Annotated in this window: 21 protein-coding genes; 12 read left to right on the top strand and 9 right to left on the bottom strand. The window is 64.8% G+C overall.

Features of this window, described 5'->3' with window-relative positions:
* Positions 1-90 precede the first annotated feature (90 nt).
* Positions 91-1,209, top strand: a complete 1,119-nt coding sequence (locus tag PW734_12415; GenBank protein ID MDE1171988.1) for an HRDC domain-containing protein — start codon at positions 91-93, stop codon at positions 1,207-1,209.
* On the opposite strand, the gene PW734_12420 is transcribed toward PW734_12415, so the two are convergent.
* A complete protein-coding gene (locus PW734_12420; protein ID MDE1171989.1) occupies positions 1,206-1,469 on the bottom strand; it encodes a hypothetical protein in 264 nt (87 codons plus the stop codon). The two genes, PW734_12415 and PW734_12420, sit on opposite strands and share 4 nt — an antisense overlap.
* A gap of 83 nt (positions 1,470-1,552) precedes the next feature.
* On the opposite strand from PW734_12420, the gene fabD reads away from it, so the two are divergent.
* The 10 genes from fabD (at position 1,553) to coaD (ending at position 9,470) form a co-directional block, all read left to right on the top strand.
* Positions 1,553-2,482 (top strand): ACP S-malonyltransferase, encoded by a 930-nt coding sequence (fabD, locus tag PW734_12425; GenBank protein ID MDE1171990.1) that lies wholly within the window; start codon positions 1,553-1,555, stop codon positions 2,480-2,482.
* Entirely contained in the window at positions 2,466-3,206 is a 741-nt protein-coding gene (fabG, locus tag PW734_12430) for a 3-oxoacyl-[acyl-carrier-protein] reductase (GenBank protein ID MDE1171991.1), read from the top strand. Before fabD ends, fabG begins: the two co-directional genes overlap by 17 nt.
* A 73-nt stretch (positions 3,207-3,279) precedes the next feature.
* On the top strand, positions 3,280-3,525 hold the full coding sequence (locus tag PW734_12435) for an acyl carrier protein (protein MDE1171992.1): 246 nt from the start codon (positions 3,280-3,282) through the stop codon (positions 3,523-3,525).
* 85 nt (positions 3,526-3,610) lie between these two features.
* Positions 3,611-4,852, top strand: a complete 1,242-nt coding sequence (gene fabF, locus PW734_12440; GenBank protein ID MDE1171993.1) for a beta-ketoacyl-ACP synthase II — start codon at positions 3,611-3,613, stop codon at positions 4,850-4,852.
* Positions 4,853-4,887: 35 nt separating this feature from the next.
* Entirely contained in the window at positions 4,888-5,466 is a 579-nt protein-coding gene (locus tag PW734_12445; GenBank protein MDE1171994.1) for a hypothetical protein, read from the top strand.
* A 41-nt stretch (positions 5,467-5,507) separates the two neighbouring features.
* Entirely contained in the window at positions 5,508-5,732 is a 225-nt protein-coding gene (gene rpmE, locus PW734_12450) for a 50S ribosomal protein L31 (protein MDE1171995.1), read from the top strand.
* Positions 5,733-5,793: 61 nt separating this feature from the next.
* A complete protein-coding gene (gene prfA / locus PW734_12455) occupies positions 5,794-6,894 on the top strand; it encodes a peptide chain release factor 1 (protein MDE1171996.1) in 1,101 nt (366 codons plus the stop codon).
* A complete protein-coding gene (gene prmC / locus PW734_12460) occupies positions 6,891-7,721 on the top strand; it encodes a peptide chain release factor N(5)-glutamine methyltransferase (GenBank protein ID MDE1171997.1) in 831 nt (276 codons plus the stop codon). Before prfA ends, prmC begins: the two co-directional genes overlap by 4 nt.
* Entirely contained in the window at positions 7,714-8,973 is a 1,260-nt protein-coding gene (murA, locus tag PW734_12465; protein MDE1171998.1) for a UDP-N-acetylglucosamine 1-carboxyvinyltransferase, read from the top strand. Before prmC ends, murA begins: the two co-directional genes overlap by 8 nt.
* On the top strand, positions 8,970-9,470 hold the full coding sequence (gene coaD / locus PW734_12470) for a pantetheine-phosphate adenylyltransferase (GenBank protein ID MDE1171999.1): 501 nt from the start codon (positions 8,970-8,972) through the stop codon (positions 9,468-9,470). The genes murA and coaD overlap by 4 nt, the downstream gene beginning before the upstream one ends.
* Here the strand turns inward: coaD and PW734_12475 are convergent.
* Genes PW734_12475 through eno form a run of 7 tightly spaced genes read right to left on the bottom strand, consistent with a single transcriptional unit; the run spans position 9,456 to position 15,562 of the window.
* Positions 9,456-10,559 carry a tetratricopeptide repeat protein gene (locus PW734_12475; protein ID MDE1172000.1) on the bottom strand — a complete coding sequence of 368 codons (1,104 nt, stop codon included), beginning with the start codon at positions 10,557-10,559 and terminating at the stop codon, positions 9,456-9,458. The two genes, coaD and PW734_12475, sit on opposite strands and share 15 nt — an antisense overlap.
* Positions 10,556-11,881, bottom strand: a complete 1,326-nt coding sequence (locus tag PW734_12480) for an MFS transporter (protein ID MDE1172001.1) — start codon at positions 11,879-11,881, stop codon at positions 10,556-10,558. Before PW734_12480 ends, PW734_12475 begins: the two co-directional genes overlap by 4 nt.
* A 6-nt stretch (positions 11,882-11,887) precedes the next feature.
* A complete protein-coding gene (locus PW734_12485; GenBank protein MDE1172002.1) occupies positions 11,888-12,490 on the bottom strand; it encodes a hypothetical protein in 603 nt (200 codons plus the stop codon).
* A gap of 40 nt (positions 12,491-12,530) precedes the next feature.
* Positions 12,531-13,130, bottom strand: coding sequence for a hypothetical protein (locus tag PW734_12490; GenBank protein ID MDE1172003.1), 600 nt, complete (start codon positions 13,128-13,130; stop codon positions 12,531-12,533).
* Positions 13,127-13,882 carry an acid shock protein gene (locus tag PW734_12495; protein MDE1172004.1) on the bottom strand — a complete coding sequence of 252 codons (756 nt, stop codon included), beginning with the start codon at positions 13,880-13,882 and terminating at the stop codon, positions 13,127-13,129. The genes PW734_12490 and PW734_12495 overlap by 4 nt, the downstream gene beginning before the upstream one ends.
* Positions 13,879-14,274: a septum formation initiator family protein gene (locus PW734_12500; GenBank protein MDE1172005.1), complete on the bottom strand. Its 396-nt coding sequence runs from the start codon at positions 14,272-14,274 to the stop codon at positions 13,879-13,881. Before PW734_12500 ends, PW734_12495 begins: the two co-directional genes overlap by 4 nt.
* Positions 14,275-14,281: 7 nt before the next feature.
* Positions 14,282-15,562, bottom strand: a complete 1,281-nt coding sequence (eno, locus tag PW734_12505; protein MDE1172006.1) for a phosphopyruvate hydratase — start codon at positions 15,560-15,562, stop codon at positions 14,282-14,284.
* A gap of 363 nt (positions 15,563-15,925) precedes the next feature.
* Here eno and PW734_12510 point away from each other — a divergent pair, with 363 nt between their 5' ends.
* On the top strand, positions 15,926-16,741 hold the full coding sequence (locus PW734_12510; GenBank protein MDE1172007.1) for a flagellin: 816 nt from the start codon (positions 15,926-15,928) through the stop codon (positions 16,739-16,741).
* Positions 16,742-16,866: 125 nt separating this feature from the next.
* Here the strand turns inward: PW734_12510 and PW734_12515 are convergent, their stop codons facing one another.
* Entirely contained in the window at positions 16,867-18,678 is a 1,812-nt protein-coding gene (locus tag PW734_12515; GenBank protein MDE1172008.1) for a GreA/GreB family elongation factor, read from the bottom strand.
* Positions 18,679-18,682: the final 4 nt, after the last annotated feature.

Raw genomic sequence — 18,682 nt, forward strand, 5'->3', positions numbered from 1 at the left:
TTGGAAAAGGAGATTCTGGAAAAACGGTCGGCAACGGCCGAGAGAAGACTCATAGACCCCTAAAGCTAACGCTCCCCTTAGATTTTGTCCATGTCCGCCGCCGTCTGGATCGATACCCCCGCCGCCTTGGAAAAGGCGGTCTCCGCCCTGCAGCCAACCGGTTGGCTGGCCCTCGACACTGAGGCGGACAGCATGCACCACTACAAGGAGAGCGTCTGCCTGGCCTCCGTCCGCCTGGGGAAGACAACCCTCCTGATCGACCCCATTGCGATCCCCTGGGAAACGCTGGCCCCCTTCTGGAAAGTCACCACCGCCGTGCCCTGGATCATCCAGGGGGCGGACTTCGACCTGCGGCTCATGCGCCGGATCGGCGCGCCGGAGCCGCCGGAGGTCTTTGACACCATGATCGGCGCGCAGCTCTGCGGCCTGAAGGCGATCGGCTACGCCGGGCTGGTCCACTATTTCTTCAACATCACCCTGAGCAAGGCCAGCCAGAAGGCAGACTGGTCCGCCCGCCCCCTCACCCCGGCGATGCTCGACTACGCCGCGCAGGACGTCTTCTACCTGGACGGCATCCGGGAGCACCTCACCGCCCGGCTGAAGGAACTGGGCCGCCTGGAGTGGCACAAGGAATCGTGCGCCAAGGTTGTCCGCACCAGCCGGATCACGAAGGAGTTCGACCCCGAGGAAGTCTGGCGGATCAACGGCTCCAGCAAGCTGGAGGAAAGCGCCCTGCCGATCCTGCGCGCCCTATGGCATTGGCGGGAGGCGGAGGCGAAGGAGCGGGACGTCCCCACCTTCAAGATCGTCAACGGTGACCGCCTGGTGGAAATCGCCGCCTGGTCCGACGCTCACCGGAAGAATGACCATTTGCCCGGTTCCCTCTATCCCGGCGGCTGCCGCGGCGCCCGCGGGCTCCGCTTCCAGGAAGCCCTCCGCGTGGGCAAGGCCGCGCCGCCCATCCCCCACCTCCCCTCGGAACCCCGGGCGCGCCGGGACACCGCCGTCGACCGCCGGGTCGAAAAATTGAAAAAGGGCCGGGACGAGATTGCCCACAAGCTCCAGCTGGATCCTTCCTTGCTCGCTCCCAAGGCGACGCTCTTTACCTTGGCCCAAGAGGGGAAGGCGGGGGCCGAACGCCTGATCGGCGAAAGCCGGTGGTGCTCCTGGCAGGCGGAGCTATTGGGCCCGGTCCTAAACGCGGCTTAGTCGACGAGGCCGCCGCGGCCGCAATCGGCCTTCTTCTTCCGCATCTCCACGGCCAGGCCAATGCCGACGAAGAGGGCCACGCCCCCGGCAATGCCGCCCGCCAGCTCCGCGCTGCGCTTGGCTCCCTCCAACGCCAGGCGCTGAAATTTGTCGTTGTCCACGAGCGCCTGCACGTTCACCGGCTGGGCGTGGGCCGTTCCGGCGAGGAAGGCTGCTTCAAGGACGGCCAGCTTGGCGCTATTTTTTACGAAAGAGGACATGAGTAGAATTCGGCTATTAAATTAAGTAGTCGCATAAAAGCCTTGCCTTTCCTTTTTGCAAGGGTGATTTAAATCGGCTCCACATGAAACGCGCCCTTCTCTTCAGCGGTCAGGGTGCCCAGCACGTCGGCATGGGCCGCGACCTCTGGGAAATCCCTGAAATCGCCGCCCTATACGAACGCGCCGACGAGATCCTCGGCTTCCCCTTCAGCAAAATCTGCTTTGAGGGGCCGGAGGAGCGCCTGACCGATACCGACGTCTGCCAGCCCGCCCTCTACGTCCACGGCTACGCCCTCCTGACCCTGGCCCGGAAGGAGATCCCGGACTTCGACTTCGCCGCCACGGCCGGTCTTTCCCTGGGCGAATACACCGCCCACGCCGCCGCGGGCACCTTCGATTTTGAGACCGGCCTCCGCTTGGTCCATAAGCGCGGGGCGCTCATGCAGGAGGCCTGCCGCGCCACCCAGGGCGGCATGCTCACCCTCCTGGGCGCGGACAACGCCACCGCCCAGGCCGTCGCCGAGGCGGCGGGCCTCGACGTGGCCAACTACAACTGTCCCGGCCAGATCGTCCTCTCCGGGCCTAAGGACGCCGTGCCGAAGGCCCTGGAAGTCGCCAAGGAAAAGGGCATCCGCCGCGCCCTGCCCCTGAACGTCGCCGGGGCCTACCATTCCCGCCTGATGGCCTCCGCCGAAAAGGCGATGGAGCCGGAGCTGGCCCAGGCCTCCCTGCAGCCCCCCCGCGTGCCGGTGGCCGCCAACTTCAGCGGCGCCCTGGTCACCGATCCGGCGGAAATCCGCCCCCTCCTGGCCCGCCAGATCACCGGCAGCGTCCGGTGGGAGGAATGCATCCGCGCATTGATCGCCGCGGGAGTCACCCAATTTGTCGAGTTTGGCCCCGGCGCCGTCCTGGCCGGGCTGCTCAAACGGACCGACGCGGAGGCGGCCGCCGCCTGCGTCTCCATCTCCACCCTCCAGGACTGGAAAGAAAAGCATCATGCCTTTGCAAAATAAGAACGCCATCGTCACCGGAGCCAGCCGCGGCATCGGCCGCGCCATCGCCCTGCGCCTGGCCCAGATGGGCGCCAACGTCGCCTGCGTCAGCCGCTCCCTGGAGTCGGTGAAGGAAACCGTGGAAGCCGTGCGGGCCCTGGGCCGCCAGGCCCACGCCTACGCGGTCGACGTCTCCGACTTCAACGCGGTGGAAAGCGCCGTGAAGGAAATCAGCGAGAAGTTCGAAACCTTCGACGTCCTGGTGAACAACGCCGGGCTGACGCGGGACACCCTCCTCATGCGCATGACGGCGGAGGACTGGGACGTGGTCCTCAACACCAACCTGAAGGGCGCCTTCAACTGGACCAAGGCCGTCAGCCGCCAGATGGTCCGGCAGCGCTCCGGCCGCATCGTCAACATCGCCTCCGTCATCGGCCTCGTCGGCAACGCCGGCCAGGCCAACTACGCCGCCTCCAAGGCCGGCCTCATCGGCTTCACCAAGTCGGTGGCGCGGGAGCTGGCCTCCCGGGGCGTCACTTGCAACGCCGTCTGCCCGGGCTTTATTGAGACCGACATGACCAGCGGCCTGCCCCAGGAAGTGAAGGACAAGGTGCTCCAGCAGGTGCCCCTGGCCCGCTTCGGCAAGGCGGAGGACGTGGCGGCCCTGGTGGGCTTCCTGGCAGGCCCGGAAGCGGCCTATATCACCGGCCAGCCCATCGTGGTCGACGGCGGCATGGTGATGTAAAAACTTTTTTGTTGCCAAAAAACACCCGCCTTTCTAACTACCCTGCAACCTTTAAGAAAGTAACCGAAAATTTATGGCTGAAAAATCGATCGAAGAGCGCGTCAAAGAGATCATCGTTGAGCAGTTGGGCGTGAACCCCGAGCAGGTCACCCCCGCCGCCAAGTTCATCGAGGACCTGGGCGCCGACTCCCTCGACACCGTCGAGCTGGTGATGGCGTTCGAGGAAGAGTTCAACGTCGAAGTTCCCGACGAGGAAGCCGAAAAGCTCCAGACCGTCGGCGACGTCGTCCGCTACATCGAAGACAAGGTCGAGGAATAACCCTCCGCCCGTCTTACCGGAAAAGAAAGGGCGCCCCTTGCCGGGCGCCCTTTTTCTTCGTATAGAACATTTCTCCTTCACTTTTATGAGCCAACGCCGCGTCGTCATCACCGGGATGGGAGCCCTCGCCCCCAACGGGAGCAACGTTCAATCCTTTTGGGATAGCCTGGCCGCCGGCCGCAGCGGCATCGGTCCCGTCACCCTCTTCGACGTGACCGGCTATGACTGCCGCATCGCGGGCGAAGTGAAGGGCTTCGAGCCCGCCGCCCATTTCAAGAACCCGAAGGACGCCCGCCGCGCCGACCGCTACTCCCAGCTGGCCATGGCGGCCGCCAAGGAAGCCGTCGCCCAGGCCAAGCTGGAAGGCGACGCCTCCATCGACCTGGACCGCGTGGCCACCATCATCGGCTCCGGCATCGGCGGCCTCAAGACGCTGGAAGAGCAGCACACCAATCTGATGCAGAAGGGGCCGGGCCGCGTCTCCCCCTTCATGATCCCGATGATGATCAGCAACATGGCCTCCGGCATGATCGCCATCGAGTTCGGCTTCCGCGGGCCCAACTTCGCCGTCGTCACCGCGTGCGCCACTTCCGCCCAATCCGTGGGCGAGGCCTGGCGCCTCATCCGTGACGGCGACGTCGACGTGGCCGTCGCCGGCGGCAGCGAGGCCGCCGTCGTCCCCCTGGGCCTCTCCGGCTTCGCCTCCATGAAAGCCATGAGCACGCGCAACGACGACCCCACCCGCGCCTCCCGTCCCTGGGACAAGGAGCGGGACGGCTTCGTCCTGGGCGAGGGCGCCGGCGTCGTCGTCATCGAGGAACTGGAGCACGCCAAGCGCCGCGGCGTCCCCATCCTGGGCGAGATCGTCGGCTACGCCACCACCTGCGACGCCTACCACATGACCTCCCCCGACTGGCAGGGCGCCAAGAAGGCGATGGAAGGGGCCCTCAAGAAGGCCAACCTCAAGCCGGAGCAGATCGGCTACATCAACGCCCACGGCACCTCCACCGGCCTGGGCGACGTCTCCGAGGTGAAAGCCATCAAGGCCGTCTTCGGCGAACAGACCAAGATCCCCGTCAGCTCCACCAAGTCGATGACCGGCCACACCCTCGGCGCGGCCGGGTCCGTCGAGCTGATCGCCTGCGTGAAGGCGCTGGAAAACCAGCTCCTGCCCCCCACCATCAATCTGGACAACCCCGATGAGGGGTGCGATCTGGACTTCGTCCCCCACAAGGCGCGGCCCCATCAGTTCGACTACGCCTTGAGCAACTCCTTCGGCTTCGGCGGACATAACGCCTGCCTCATCGCCGCGAAGTTCAAGGAATAGGAGCCGGAGCCTTCGGCAATAGCCGAATTAAAGGAATGATCCTGGCCATCCATACCCCTGAGGAACGCCTGGCGACCCGTTATATCCGGGAGAACCTGCTGGACGCCGCCGTAGCCCGCACCCTGGCCGCCCAAAAAGGGGCCGTCCCCCTTCACGAGCCGCTGCCGAACCTCGTGCTCACCTTTTCCCGGCTGGAAGAAGCCGGACGGCTGGACCGTCCCCTGGCGGACAAAGTCGTGGCCTTGGCCCTGGCCGCCGGCCCTCAGGCGGGACAGGCCCTGGGCAGTTTGCGGAATTCCTTTTCCCGATACGAATACTGCGGCGCGACCGAGCCGAAGATGCTGAACCACCTCCTGGACGCCGCCATTGCCTCCAAAACCGCCGCGCCGAAGGTTTTCCGGGCCTTTGCCGAGGCCCTGCCCGATCTCCTGGCTCCAGACGGCAAAGCCGATCCCAAAGCCGCCCACGCCTTCCTAAACCGCCAGACACCCCTCCCGGACACCCCCTTTACCCAATGGTGCTACCGCAAGGGGCTGGAACTGGGCGCCGCCGTCCGGTCCGCCCGGGCTTCCGTGGAAGTCAGCCGGGGCTCCGGGATCGACCACATTTCGTGATTGCAAAAAGGCTCCCCTTCCCGATACATTAACCCTTCGCCATGAAAACTGACATCCATCCCGAGTACACGGCTACGACCATCGTGTGCGCCTGCGGGGCCACCTATAACACCCGTTCCACCCGCGACAACCTGCGCATCGGCATCTGCGCCTCCTGCCACCCCTTCTACACCGGCCAGCAGAAGTTCGTCGACACCGCCGGCCGCGTCGAGAAGTTCACGCGCCGCTTCGGCAAGACGATGCTGACCAGCACGAAGCGCAGCTAGCGTTCCGAGTTTCGATATAGTATATGGGCGGAGGGCCGAAAGGCCCTCCGCCCTTTGCTTTATGGATTTCCGCCCCCACATCGCCTCCCTCCGCCGCCGCTTCGAGGAACTGGAAAGCGCCCTTTCCAGCCCGGACCTCTACGCCGATCCGGCCAAGGCGCGCCAGATTACCCGCGAACATTCCCGATTGAAGGAGACGCTGGCCACCTGCGACCGCTGGGAAAAGTGCGGCAAGGAACGGGAGGAAGCGGAAACCATGCTCCAGGACGCGGGCGGCGACGCCGAGATGCGCCAGATGGCCCAGGAAGAGCTGGACCGCCTCAACGCGGAGGCTCCCGGCCTGGACGAGGCGGTGCAGATCGCCCTCCTGCCCCCGGACGAGAACGAGGACCGCAACACCATCATCGAAATCCGTGCCGGCACCGGCGGGGACGAGGCGGCCCTCTTCGCCGCCGATCTCTACCGCATGTACACCCGCTACGCGGAGACGCGCGGCTGGAAGCAGGAGCTGCACGAAATCAGCCAGGGAGAGTTGGGCGGCCTCAAGGAAGTCATCTTCCAGCTCTCCGGCCCCGGCGCGTATAAGGAAATGCAGTTTGAGAGCGGCGTCCACCGCGTCCAGCGCGTCCCGGCCACCGAAGCCCAGGGGCGTATCCACACCTCCACCGCCACCGTCGCCGTCCTGCCGGAGGCGGAGGAGGTCGACGTCGAGATCAAGCCGGACGACCTCCGCATCGAGGTCTGCCGCTCCGGCGGCCCCGGCGGCCAGGGCGTGAATACGACCGACTCCGCCGTGCAGGTCCTTCACATCCCCACCGGCATGATCGTCCGCTGCCAGGACGGCCGCTCCCAGCTGAAGAACCGGGAAAAGGCCCTCTCCGTCCTTCGCTCCCGCCTTCTCCAGCAAAAGCAGGAGGCGGAGGCCGCCAAGTATTCCCAGAACCGGAAAAGCCAGATCGGCGGCGGCGACCGCACGGAGAAGATCCGTACCTACAATTTCCCCCAAAACCGGATCACCGACCACCGGATCAACTTCAGCACCTTCGACCTGCCCAACTTCCTGGACGGCCAGATCGAAGTCCTCCTCCAGGAGCTGATGTCCGCCGACCTCAAGGCGAAGCTGGAAAACCTAAACGCCGGAACCGCCGCCGCGGCGGCATGACGACGCTCGAGTTCATCGAGAAGACGGGGGAATACTTCGCCCGCAACGGCGTCGATTCCCCCCGCCTTACCGCCGAGCTGATGCTCGCCGAAGGGCTCCAAAAAAAGCGGCTCCAGCTCTACATGGAGTTCGACAAGGAGGTGCCCGCTTCCGTCCTGGACGTCCTCCGCCCCTTGGTGAAGCGCCGCGCCCAAGGGGAGCCGCTCCAATACGTCCAGGGCTTCGCGGAATTCGCCGGGGAACGCTTCGCCGTCACGCCGGACGTCCTCATTCCCCGACCGGAAACGGAGCTGCTCCTGGAGGCCATGGTCGCCCGCCTCGACCCCGCCGGAGGGCCCGTGGCCGACATCGGCGTCGGCAGCGGCACCTTGGCCGTCAGCCTGGCGCGGAAGCTTCCCTCCCTTTCCGTCCACGCCGTGGACATCAGCCCCGCCGCCCTGGCCGTGGCGAAGAAAAATGGCGAGGGGCTGGCCAACCTTTCCTTCCATGAAGGGGATCTCCTGGCACCTCTTTCCGGCGATTTTCAGGCCGTCGTCGCCAATCTCCCCTATATTCCCACCGCCTGGCTGGAAGACGGCACCGTGGGCCGGGAAGTCCTGCAAGAACCCCGCATGGCCCTGGACGGCGGCCCGGACGGCCTCGACGTCATCCGCCGCCTGATCGCCCAGGCTTCCGGCCGCGCTCCCTGGATTGCCCTGGAAATTGCCGAAGGCCAGGCCCCCGCCGTGGAGGAAGCCCTCCGCGCGGCGGGCTGGGGGGCGGTGGAAGCCATAAAAGACTTGCGCGGGGTTGCCCGCATCCTCATAGGTAGAAATTCACATGGATAAGTTGATCGTCAAGGGCGGCAAGCCCCTCCGCGGCAAGATTGCCATCAGCGGCTCTAAAAACTCGGCCCTTCCCATTTTGGCGGCCACCCTCCTCACCCCGGAGCCGTGCGTCCTCCACCGCGTCCCCGATTTGAGCGACGTGCGCTACATGCTGGAAATCCTGGAGCACCTTGGTGCGGAGGTTTCCTTCAAGGACGGCACCGTCCGCGTCTGCGCGGCGAAGATCCATTCCGAGGCTCCCTACGAGCTGGTCCGCAAGATGCGCGCCTCCATCTGCGTCCTGGGCCCCCTCCTGGCCCGCTGCGGCCGCGCGACGGTTTCCCTCCCCGGCGGCTGCGTCATCGGCGATCGCCCGATCGACATTCACCTGCGCGGCCTGGAAGCCCTCGGCGCGCATGTGGAGAGCGAGGACGGAAACATCGTCGTCACCTCCGGCGCGGGACTCAAGGGCGCCGAGATTCCCCTGGGCGGCAAGTTCGGCTCCACCGTGCTGGGCACGGACAACGTCATGATGGCCGCCACCGCGGCTTCCGGCACGACGCGGATCGAGAACGCGGCCGCCGAGCCCGAGGTGCAGGACCTGGCCAATTTCCTGGCCAAGATGGGCGCGAAGATCCGCGGCCAAGGCACCAAGCACATCGAGATCGACGGCGGCACGCCCCTCCACGGCGCGGAGCACACGGTCATTCCCGACCGGATCGAGGCGGGCACCTTCGTCATCGCGGGCCTTATCACCAACGGCGACCTGACCCTGGAAGGCGTCGACTGCTCCCACATGGAGAACATCCTGGAGCCGCTGCGGAAGAGCGGCGCGCTGCTGGAGCCCGCCGGTGACTCCCTGCGCGTGCGCGTGGGCACGCCGCTCAAGCCCCTCGACCTCGTCACGGAGGTCTATCCCGGCTTCCCCACCGACATGCAGGCCCAGTTCTGCGCCCTGCTGGCCATGACCCCCGGCATCAGCGCCGTCACGGAAAAGATCTTCCCGAACCGCTATATGCACCTGAGCGAGCTCAAGCGCATGGGAGCCAACATCGACCTGGAGGGCAGCACCGCCATCCTGCGCGGTGTCGCCGAGCTGGACGGGGCCCCCGTCATGGCCTCCGACCTGCGCGCCTCCGCCGCCCTCGTCCTGGCCGGCCTGGCCGCCCAGGGCACGACGGAAGTCAACCGCGTCTACCACATCGACCGCGGCTACGAGCGGATCGACGAGAAGCTGCGCCAGGTGGGCGCCGACATCGAGCGCCAGGCATGAGCACGCCGCGCAAGGTGATCTACCCGGGCAGCTTCGACCCGATCACCAACGGCCACCTGGACGTCCTGGCCCGCGCGCAAAACCTGTTCGACGAGGTCATCCTAGCGGTTTCCACGAACGCTTCCAAAAATCCCCTCTTCACCATCGAGGAGCGGTGCCAAATGGCTCAAGAGGTGGCCAAGGATTTTCCGAAGCCATTTCGGGTCGCCACATTTGACGGGCTGTTGGTCGATTTCGTGAAAAAGGAAGGCGCGTGCGCCATCCTGCGCGGCCTTCGGGCCATCTCCGATTTCGAGTTCGAATTCCAGTTGGCCCTCATGAACCGGAATCTGGCCCCTCAGATCGAGACCGTTTTTCTCATGCCGCGGGAGTCTTATACCTACCTGAGTTCCTCGATGATCCGGCAGGTTTGTTCCCTCAATGGGCCGATCGGCGCCTTTGTCCCGGCCCATGTGGAGCGGGCCTTGGTCGCCAAGCTGGCGTCACGCAGCGCCTAGCCGCCGCCGCACGGCGGCGATCTGCGCCGTCCAGTCCCCTTCCCGTTCCTGGGGGAAAAGCTCCAGCGTCGGATACCAAATGGAGCGGCCGTTTTTCCCGGCCCAGCGCCAGTCGGCCCATTGCGGCAGGAGAACCCATCCTGGCCGTCCCAGCGCTCCCGCCAAATGGGCGGAGGAAGTGTCGACCGTCACAACGAGGTCGAGCGCCTGCATGATCTCCGCCGTTTCCCGGAAATCCCGCAAGCCGGAGCCCCGCTCCTCCGCGCCCAGGACTTCCTGAAGGAAGGCCGCCTCCTCCCGCGTGACGTCCTTTTGCAGGAGCACCCAGTCAACCGGCAATCCGGCCAGGGAGCGTAGGGATTCCAGAGGGATCGTCCGGTTGCGGCCGCCGGGCGGCTTGGCCCTCCAAACAAGGCCTACCCGGGGACGCGGACTGGGGGGCAGCGGGGCGGCGGGAACGGACAGATAGGGGATCGGCGTCGGGATCGTCTCCGGCGTCACCTCCAGAATGCGGCCCAGGGAGAGGAGCGGAAGCTGGCGGGCGAAGGGCGGGATCTCATGGTCCTGGGTGAAGACCGGCACGCCGGGCATATCGGCCAGGAGCCGGTAAAGCTCCCGGTGGCAGGCCAGGTAGAGCGTTTGCGCGCGTTCCCGCACCCGGGGCAGGAAGCGGATGAATTGGATCGAGTCGCCGAAGCCCTGCTCGCAGTGGATGAGCAGCGGCGTTTCGGGGCCCAACGGCTTGCCGTCCCAGAACGGAGCGCGGCGGGTGTAGACAGTGGCTACGGCTTGGCCGAATTCCATCCGTGCCTCGTAATCCTCGAAACCCCGCTTGAAATCCCCCTGGGAAAGGCGGTGCAGGGCCAGGCTGAAGCGGATCTCCGGATCGTCCGGACGGAGGGAAACGGCCTCCTGGAAAGCCGTCTCGGCGGCTTCGGGACGGTCCAGGCGCAGGTTTAAGAGCCCCAGGGCGCGCCAGACGCGGTGGTCGCGCGGGGCGGGCAGGGATTCCAAAATGGCGTGGGCTTCGGCGTAGGCCCCTTGCTCGAAAAGGGTCTGCGCCTGGGAGAGCGCCGTGTCCCGGTTCACGCGGCTTCTTGGAGGGGGTGCCAGAGCGCCTGGAGATTGCGCCGGTTCAGCCAGGCGGCGCCCAGGCCGAAGGCAGCCATCCCCCCGCCCAGGCAGGTGATGAGAAGCGAGGGGCCTAGGATCCTGAGCAGTTCCCCGTTGAGATGGAGCGCCAGCGCGACGAGGAAGGCCACCGAGGTGCAGAAATTCCGCAGAGCAAAGAGGCGGCCACGGCACGCGTTGGGCACCTCCGCCTGGAGGCGCGCCTCAATGGGAATGACGAAGAGGGCGCTGCTCCAGCCCAGGATAACGCAGACCAGAAGGGCCTTCATGTATCCGTGCAGGTGCCCGAAGCCCGCCAAAAGAAGGCCGAGGCCGACGAAGCTTACGAAGGGCAGAGCCGCGCTGCGGGTCCATCTGCGGGAGGAGCCGCAGGTCAGGCTGCCGAGGCCCAGGCCCGCGCCCATCGCACCCAGCATGAGGCCGATGGCGATGAGCGGCATGTTGATGACGGGCGGCCTGGGCGCGACGCGGGAAAGAAAGCGCCCGAAGGCTGCGACGCCATGGTGCAGGACGGAGAGATCGAGGTGGCCGACGGCGAATTCCAGCACGGAAATCATGAAGAACCCGGTGACGAAGGCGAAGAGGGTGTTCAGCACGATGATCCACTGGGTCGGCGGATTCTCCCGCACGTATTGCCAGCCGGCGGCGATCTGCTTCCACGTTCCGTGCTTCTCCGTACGGGGCGCGGGTTTTAGGTCGGCGGCGATCCGCAGGATGAAGTAGGCCGAAGCGGCAAAGCCGAAGGCGGTGATGAAGAAGCTGGCCCGCGCCCCGAAGATGGAGGCCACCAAGCCGCCGCAGAAGGTGCCAACGAGGCTGGCGATGACGCCCACCATGGCGATGAGAGCGTTGGCCGGGATGAGGTCGGCGGGGGGCACCAGCTGCGGCAGGGCGGCCTGACGCGCGGGAATGAAGAGGGAGTTCATCCCCCCGATGAAGAAGACGATGACGTAAACCCAGCCTAGGTTATGCAGGAGGAACCAGATGGCGATGAGGACGGAGACCAGGAGGACGCGGGAGAGATCGGCAAAGATCAGGACCCGCCGCCGGTTGCAATGGTCGATGACCCAGCCGATGAGGGGGGCGAAGAGAAGCCCCGGCAGCATGCCGACGAAGATGACCCGCGCGCTTTCCTTGCCGATCTGGGTGCCTTGGTTCAGCCCCAGTACGACCGTGAGCAGGGCGCATTGGTAGAACCGGTCCCCGATGGAGCTGATGATCTGCCCGAACCATAGCCGGAAGAAATCCGGCTGCCGGAGAACCTGCCAGAAGCGACCCACGGAGAACTAGCGCTTGCCGATGGGAAGCAGCGCGCCGAGCAGAAGGAAGAAGGCGACCAGAAGCAGGCAGTAAAGGGTGATCCAGAGGCCGAGGCCCGGAACGACTCCCCTTACCGTGCGGTCCAGGAAGGAAGCGTCCAGGCTGTAGCGGGCCAGGAAGTAGACGCCGGCGGAGATCAGGCCCGTCAAAAGGAGGATGGTGCGGGAGCCGAAGGCGATGGTGTAGAGCACCATGCCCAGCACGGTCAGCGCGGGCAGCAGGTAGATGATGAGGACGGTGTTCCCGGAGGAGCCGACGTTGAACGACTCCGAAATCTGCTGGATCATCTGCTGGTCCAGGGGCTGGGCGCTATGGGACATGGAGATCAGGTTCATGGCGCTCTCCCCATTGAGGGGCTTGTCGAAGGCGACGCGGGAATCCTCGTCACGCAGGGAGAAGTAGGTGGCGCCCCAGGAGGCGGAGGCGGCCCCGTTAAGCTGGTTGACCAGCTGCTCGCGCTCGGCGACGCGGTTGAAGGGGGCGACCTGGAGTTTGACCCAGGGAATGAAGAAGGCGGCGACGGCCAGAAGGACGGCCAGCCAGCCGAGACGGAGGAACAGGGTGCGCATGGGGGTTGATGCTAGTGTTTTGGCCAGGCTTGGCAATGGCTCAGACGCTGTGTTCGTGCTGGGGGGCTGGAACCAATTGGTGGCGGCGGGTCTTCGGGCCGGGACGCAGGCCCAGGGGCTTGGCGGGGCCGAGGACCTGCTCGATCTTTTCCAGGACGAAGACGTCGAGCATCTCGTCCGTGTGGGGATCGTAGACCTGGTAGGGGGCGATGTAGCCGCGCAGGCGGTATTCGTAGTTTTGGTCGTCGCCTTTGTCCCCGCCTTTATAGCGCCAGGGGGCCACGGCGACGCCCGGCGTTTCCCGCAGGGCGACCCAACGACCGCGGCTCCAGCCTTCGTTGGGCAGGCGGACCCAACCCCAGCCGCCGCTGTCGATTTTCGACTCGAAGAAGCGGTGGGCAATGAATTCCTGGCTGACCACGCCCGCGGGCGCGGCCGGAAGCGGCATGCGGGGAATGGGCATGGCGCGCTCCACCGGCTCTTCCGTCTCCGGCGCAGTGGCCGGAGGGGCCGGAGGGGCCACGGCGGAAGGCGTGGGAGGGGCCGCGGGGGCCGGGGCGTTCGTGGAGGCGGTCTCCTGGGCAAACGCGCCAAGGGCCAGGAGAAGGAGCGCCGTCAGGAGGGAGAAAAGAGATTTCATTGGTTCCATTTGCCGCCGCGGGAGACGACGGGGATCGAGCCGTTGGCGTAGTCGGTCTTGCCGATGGCGCCGGTCATGAGGAAGCCGAGGTGCCGTTTCCAGACGTCGCTAAAATACTCGCCGGTGTGGCAGCCCCAGCTCTTGGCCGTGGCTCCTTGGGCAAAGGCGCCGGGCTCCAGGTAGCGGATGGCGCGGGCGTGAAAGAAGTTCATCGCCATCGCGTCGAAATCGTTGCTGTAGTCGAAGAGGAAGCAGTTCCGGTTGGAGTGGCCGAAGAACTCGAAGTCGATGATGGGCTCTACGGCGCGGTTTTTGCCCTGGTTGACGTAATTGATCAGCTCCGGCGTGGTGTCGAACCAGAAGAGGGAGACGCCGTCCTCGTTGGCTTCCTTGATGATCTGCGGCAGCAGTTTTTCCCCCATCTCCTCCCCGCGCCGCAGGTAGGCCGGGCGGAAGACGATCCAGGTCACCTCGTCCTGCGGGGCCTTTTCCGCCATGATTTGCTTGATGCGGAGATGGGCACCCCGGATGAAGTTGCCCCAATAGATGTCATGGGAGCTTTTCTTCCCCCGCTCAAAGAAGCGCAGGGCGGGGCCGCCGCTCACGATGAGGTATTCCCGGGCCTGGGGCGCGGGAGCTAGGGAGGCCGTGGAAGGCGCCGCCGTGGAAGCGGGCGCCGTTTCCTGGGCGGGGAGAGAAGAGGCCAGGCCCATGACGGCAGCCAGGCAAAGGAAGAGCCGGCGGAGTTTCAACGGGTGGAGGGCGCGGGGGCCGGAGTGGAGGAGTTCGCCTTCCCCTTGGCGGAGTAGGGGTCGAAGCGGAAGATCACCTCGCCGGGCTTGCCCAGGTTGAGGCGGTCGCGGGCGATCCGCTCGATGTATTCCTGATTGGATTTCAGCAGCTCGAACTGGCGGTTCCCCTGGCGGTTGGAGGATTGCTCCAGGGCGATCAGCTGCGCCAGGCGCTCCTTCTCGGCCTGCAGGCGCTGCACCTGCCGGATCACCGGCAGGAAGCAGGCCAGGACGACGGCCACCACACCCAGCGCCAAAAGGAGCTGGGTGATCCGGGCCAATTTGGCCCAGATATTGCCGGTGGCCCGCCGCCGGAGCGAAACGCTGCCCAGGTCGAGGAGCTTGGAGCTCATCCTTTCTTTAGAGCGTGCCTCCGAAGACGGCGTTCGCGCCGAGTTCTTCTTCGATGCGGAGGAGCTGGTTGTATTTCGCCAACCGGTCGGAGCGGGAGAAGGAGCCAGTCTTGATCTGGCCCACATTCAGCGCCACGGCGATGTCGGCGATGGTGGTGTCTTCGCTCTCGCCGGAGCGATGGCTGAGGATGGAGGTGTAACCGGCGCGCTTGGCCATCTCGACGGCGTCGAAGGTCTCCGTCAGGGTGCCGATTTGGTTGACCTTCACCAGGATTGAGTTGGCCACGCCCAGGTCGATGCCCTTCTTGAGGAATTCGACGTTGGTGACGAAAAGGTCGTCGCCGACCAGCTGCGTGCCGGAGCCCATGGCGTCGGTCAGCTTCTTCCAGCCGTCCCAATCGCTCTCCGCCAGGCCGTCCTCGATCGAGATGATCGGGTACTTCTTGGCCAGCTCCTGGTAGTATTTCACCAGCTGCTCGGAGGAGAGCTTCCGGCCGTCGGACTTCTTGAAGACGTATTTCTTGGAGGCGCGGTCGTAGAACTCGCTGCTGGCGGTGTCGAGCGCCAGGAAGATGTCCTTGCCCAGCTTGTAGCCGGCCTTCTTCACGGCGGCGGCGATGACTTCCAGGGCGTCTTCCGTCGACTTCAGCGCGGGGGCGAAGCCGCCCTCGTCGCCGACGGCGGTGCTCAGGTGGCGGTCATGGAGGACTTCCTTCAGGGTGTGGAACACTTCCGTGCCGTAACGGATCGCCTCGGAGAACGTGGGCGCGCCCTTCGGCACGATCATGAATTCCTGGAAGTCGATCGGCGCGTCGGAGTGGGCGCCGCCGTTCATGATGTTGGCCAGGGGGACGGGGAGCGTGCGGGCGTTGGTGCCGCCCAGGTAACGGTAAAGAGGCAGCCCCAGCGCCGCGGCGGCGGCGTGGGCGGTGGCCAGGGAGACGCCCAGGAGGGCGTTGGCGCCCAGCTTGGCCTTGTTCTTGGTGCCGTCCAGCTGGATGAGGTGGCGGTCCAGGTCGGCCTGATTCACGGCGTCATGGCCCACCAGGGTCGGGGCGATGACGGAGCGGACGTTTTTGACGGCCTTCGTGACGGCCTTGCCCTTGAACTTGGCCTTGTCGCCGTCGCGCAGTTCGATGGCCTCGAATTCGCCGGTGCTCGCGCCGGAAGGGACGATCGCACGGCCACGGGCCCCTCCTTCCAAAATAACCTCTGCTTCCAGAGTGGGATTTCCGCGGGAATCAATAACCTGCCGAGCCGTAACCGATCGAATCTTCGTCAATGCCATAAGTTGTCCTGCTTTTTTGCCTGAAAAGAGAGAGCGCATCAACCCCCATTCCTGAAGGCTTTCTCTTCTCTCAAAGGCGTTTCCGACTATCGCGAAGCTCTGTTCTTTTCCCCCGCCGGGAAAAGAATGGAACACCCCTCGATTGGGAAAATTATTCCCTTTTTAGTCATGACAAAAATACCATCGGTAGGATTTTTCCTGCGTCCCCATCAAAAATAACAAATATAAATCGCTTGTTATTAAGTATTTAAGGATTTTTAAAAAACCGTTGGCACGACCGGTGCTCAAAGGAAGCATCCGCAAACCATGGCGGACATAAAGCAAAACTACGAAAGTTTTTAACTAGCGAATCAAGGAGGAATTATGACTGTCATCGGTACGAACTACGCTGCGAGCATGTCCGGGTATTATTTAAATCGAAATACCACGGCTCTCAACCAAAGCCTGGAGCAGCTCTCCTCAGGCTCCCGCCTCACCAGCAATCCGAACGACGCGGCCGGTCTGGCCGTGGCCGGACAGCTGACGGCGCAAAACAGCCGCTTGGGCTCGGCCATCAACAGCGCCAATGACGTCATCTCCTTTGCCCAGACGGCGGACGGCTTCCTTTCCACCATTCAGTCCATGCTGACCCGCATGAGCGAGCTGGCCCAGGAAGCGACCAACGGCGCCTTTGGTTCCTCCGACCTGGCCAACTACCAGACGGAATACTCCAACCTGCTGAGCACGCTGGATCTCATCGCCAGCAACGCGTCTTTCAACAACTCGTCGATCTTCTCCAATACGACGCTGACGGTCTGCATCAACGGCTTCGGCGCGGTCGACAGCCTGGTGTTGAACACCATCGGCTACTCCACCAGCTTGGGGATCAATCTGACGAGTTTGACGACGACGGCTTCGGCGCTGACTTCCCTCTCCGCGCTCAATTCCGCGATCTCCTGCATCACCAATCGCCGTGCGATGGTCAATGCGGACATTTCCAAGTTCAACTTCCACATCTCCAACATGCAGACGGAGCAGGTCAACATCGAGGCGGCCACCAGCGCCATCGCCGACCTGGACATGGCGGCGGGCAGCACGGCCCTTTCCAAGAACCAGATCCTGGTTCAGGCCGCCACCTCCATGCTGGCCCAGGCCAACGCCTCCCAGCAGACGGTGCTTACCCTGCTGCGCAGCCAGTAATTCCAAGGGCGGCGCGGAGCCAGGCTCACCCGGCTCCGCGCCTTCCGCGCAAAAAATTTACGCCGCTTCCGGAAACGGAAGCGGCGTTTTAGGTTTTGGGAGAGGGACTCTCTTCCCGCGCGAAACTAAGCCTTATAAGGAGCGATCGACTCGATCCGGACTTCCTTCTCTCCGCCGTCCTCGGTCGCAATCTTCAGGGTGGCTCCAACCGGGTGTTTGAGAAGCGCCTGGGCCAACGGGGTAAGGTAGGAGATGATGCCCTGGGCGGGCTCGCTGTCCCAAGCGCCCAGCAACGTGTAGCGGGAGCGCCGGCCGTCGGCCGTGTCCGTAAGTTCCACGGTGGTGCCGATGTTGACGGCGCTGCAATCCGGGTTGGCGAAATCGGTGCCCTGGGCGCGGACGAGGAGCGATTCCAGCTCCGCCTTGCGGCGCATGAGCACGGTCTGCATTTCCTTGGCGGCCTTGAACTCGTGGTTCTCCCGCAGGTCTCCGTAGGAGCGGGCGATGCCAATTTCCTTGCTGTTCTCGGGGATCTTCTTGGTGACGATCTCTTCCAGTTCCAGCTTGCGGCGGTTCAGGCTGTCCCAGCTGACGATGAGGGTGGCGTCTTCCGCGTGGGTGCGGTCGCCGACGACCAGCTCCTGCATCTCGGGGTAAAGCTTGATGAGGATCGCCAGCAGGGAACGCTTGTCCAGCTCCTTGAAGACGGGGGTCAGGAGGATGGAGCGGGTGACGTCGCGGACGTCATCCAGGCTGGCTTCCCGCAGGAGGGTGGCCATCACTTCCTTGTCCGTGTGGATCAGGTCGTAAAGCTTGGTGCCGCGCTTGAGGTCGCCCATTTGATCCTTTTCCAGCACGGAGAGGATGGCCATGACCAGCTGCGGGCCGAAGAGAGGGGCGAAAAGCTCGTCCCGGTTCTTGACCAGCCAGTAGAGAAGGTCGGTGGAAACGGTGCGCTCCCGGATGAGGCGCTGAAGGGCGTCGACGACCTCCTGGTGCCGGTTGGCCGCGGCAAAGACGGTGGTCACGGAGTCGCCCATGCGGCCGGTGGCGTTAGGCAGTGCGCTTAGGAAAAGGGCGGGCCATTCTTCCGGGCGGGCGGCGGCGACGACGGTCAGGAGCTTGGTCTGGCGGGGGCCGCTGATCTTTTCCAGCAGTTCGCCGAAGGCTTTCGCGGTGGTCGGCACCAGGGAGGGGACGGACTGAGCGCCTTCCACGGCGGGCTGACCGGCGTGGGCCAGGAATTCGTCGCGCAGGAGGGCCAGCTCGACGCCTTTGGCCAGCTGGGACTTGGGCAATTTGGAAAGGGTGCTTTCGACGGCCTGGGCCACCTCGTCGGCGATGGCCGGGTCCTTGATCTCGCCCCAGTGCTTGGAGAGGGCGGCCACGGTGTTGATCTGGGCCTCGACGCCGCCGTTGACGGAGGCGCGGAACTGCTCGACGGCCTGGACGCCTTCCTGCAGGGGGGCTTCCAGGATGCGGAAGGCTTCGTTCTTCCGGGTCGGGATATGGTAGGTGCCGGTCTTCTTTAGGGCGCGCTTGGCCCCTTCCCACCACTTTTTCCAATCGGCGGCGGAGATGACTTCCGGAGAGAGGGCGGCCTGGATGTTCTCCGCGCTGGCCTGGGAGCCGAGGCTCTCGATGCAGTTGTGGACGACGGCGGCGGGATCGCTTTGGGCCTGCCCTTTGAGGCCGGCCATGTCGTCGGTCTTGCGGGCGTAGATGTGGGTGGGAGGCAGGAGAGTCAGGGACTCCAGCGCGTAGGAGTAAGACATGGAATGCCCGGCCTTGCTCTTGAAGTCGATGATGACCTGGCCCAGGAGGGTGTTGTGTTCCCGAATCTTTCCGTATCCCCAGCTGCGGTGGTGGCAGAATGTGCCCGGCGCGATGGCCGCAAGTTGTTCAGGGGAAAGGGCGTCGGTTTCAGGGGAAGACATGGGG

Origin of the sequence: Verrucomicrobium sp. (genome assembly GCA_028283855.1) — a bacterium.
GTDB lineage: Bacteria > Verrucomicrobiota > Verrucomicrobiia > Methylacidiphilales > GAS474 > GAS474.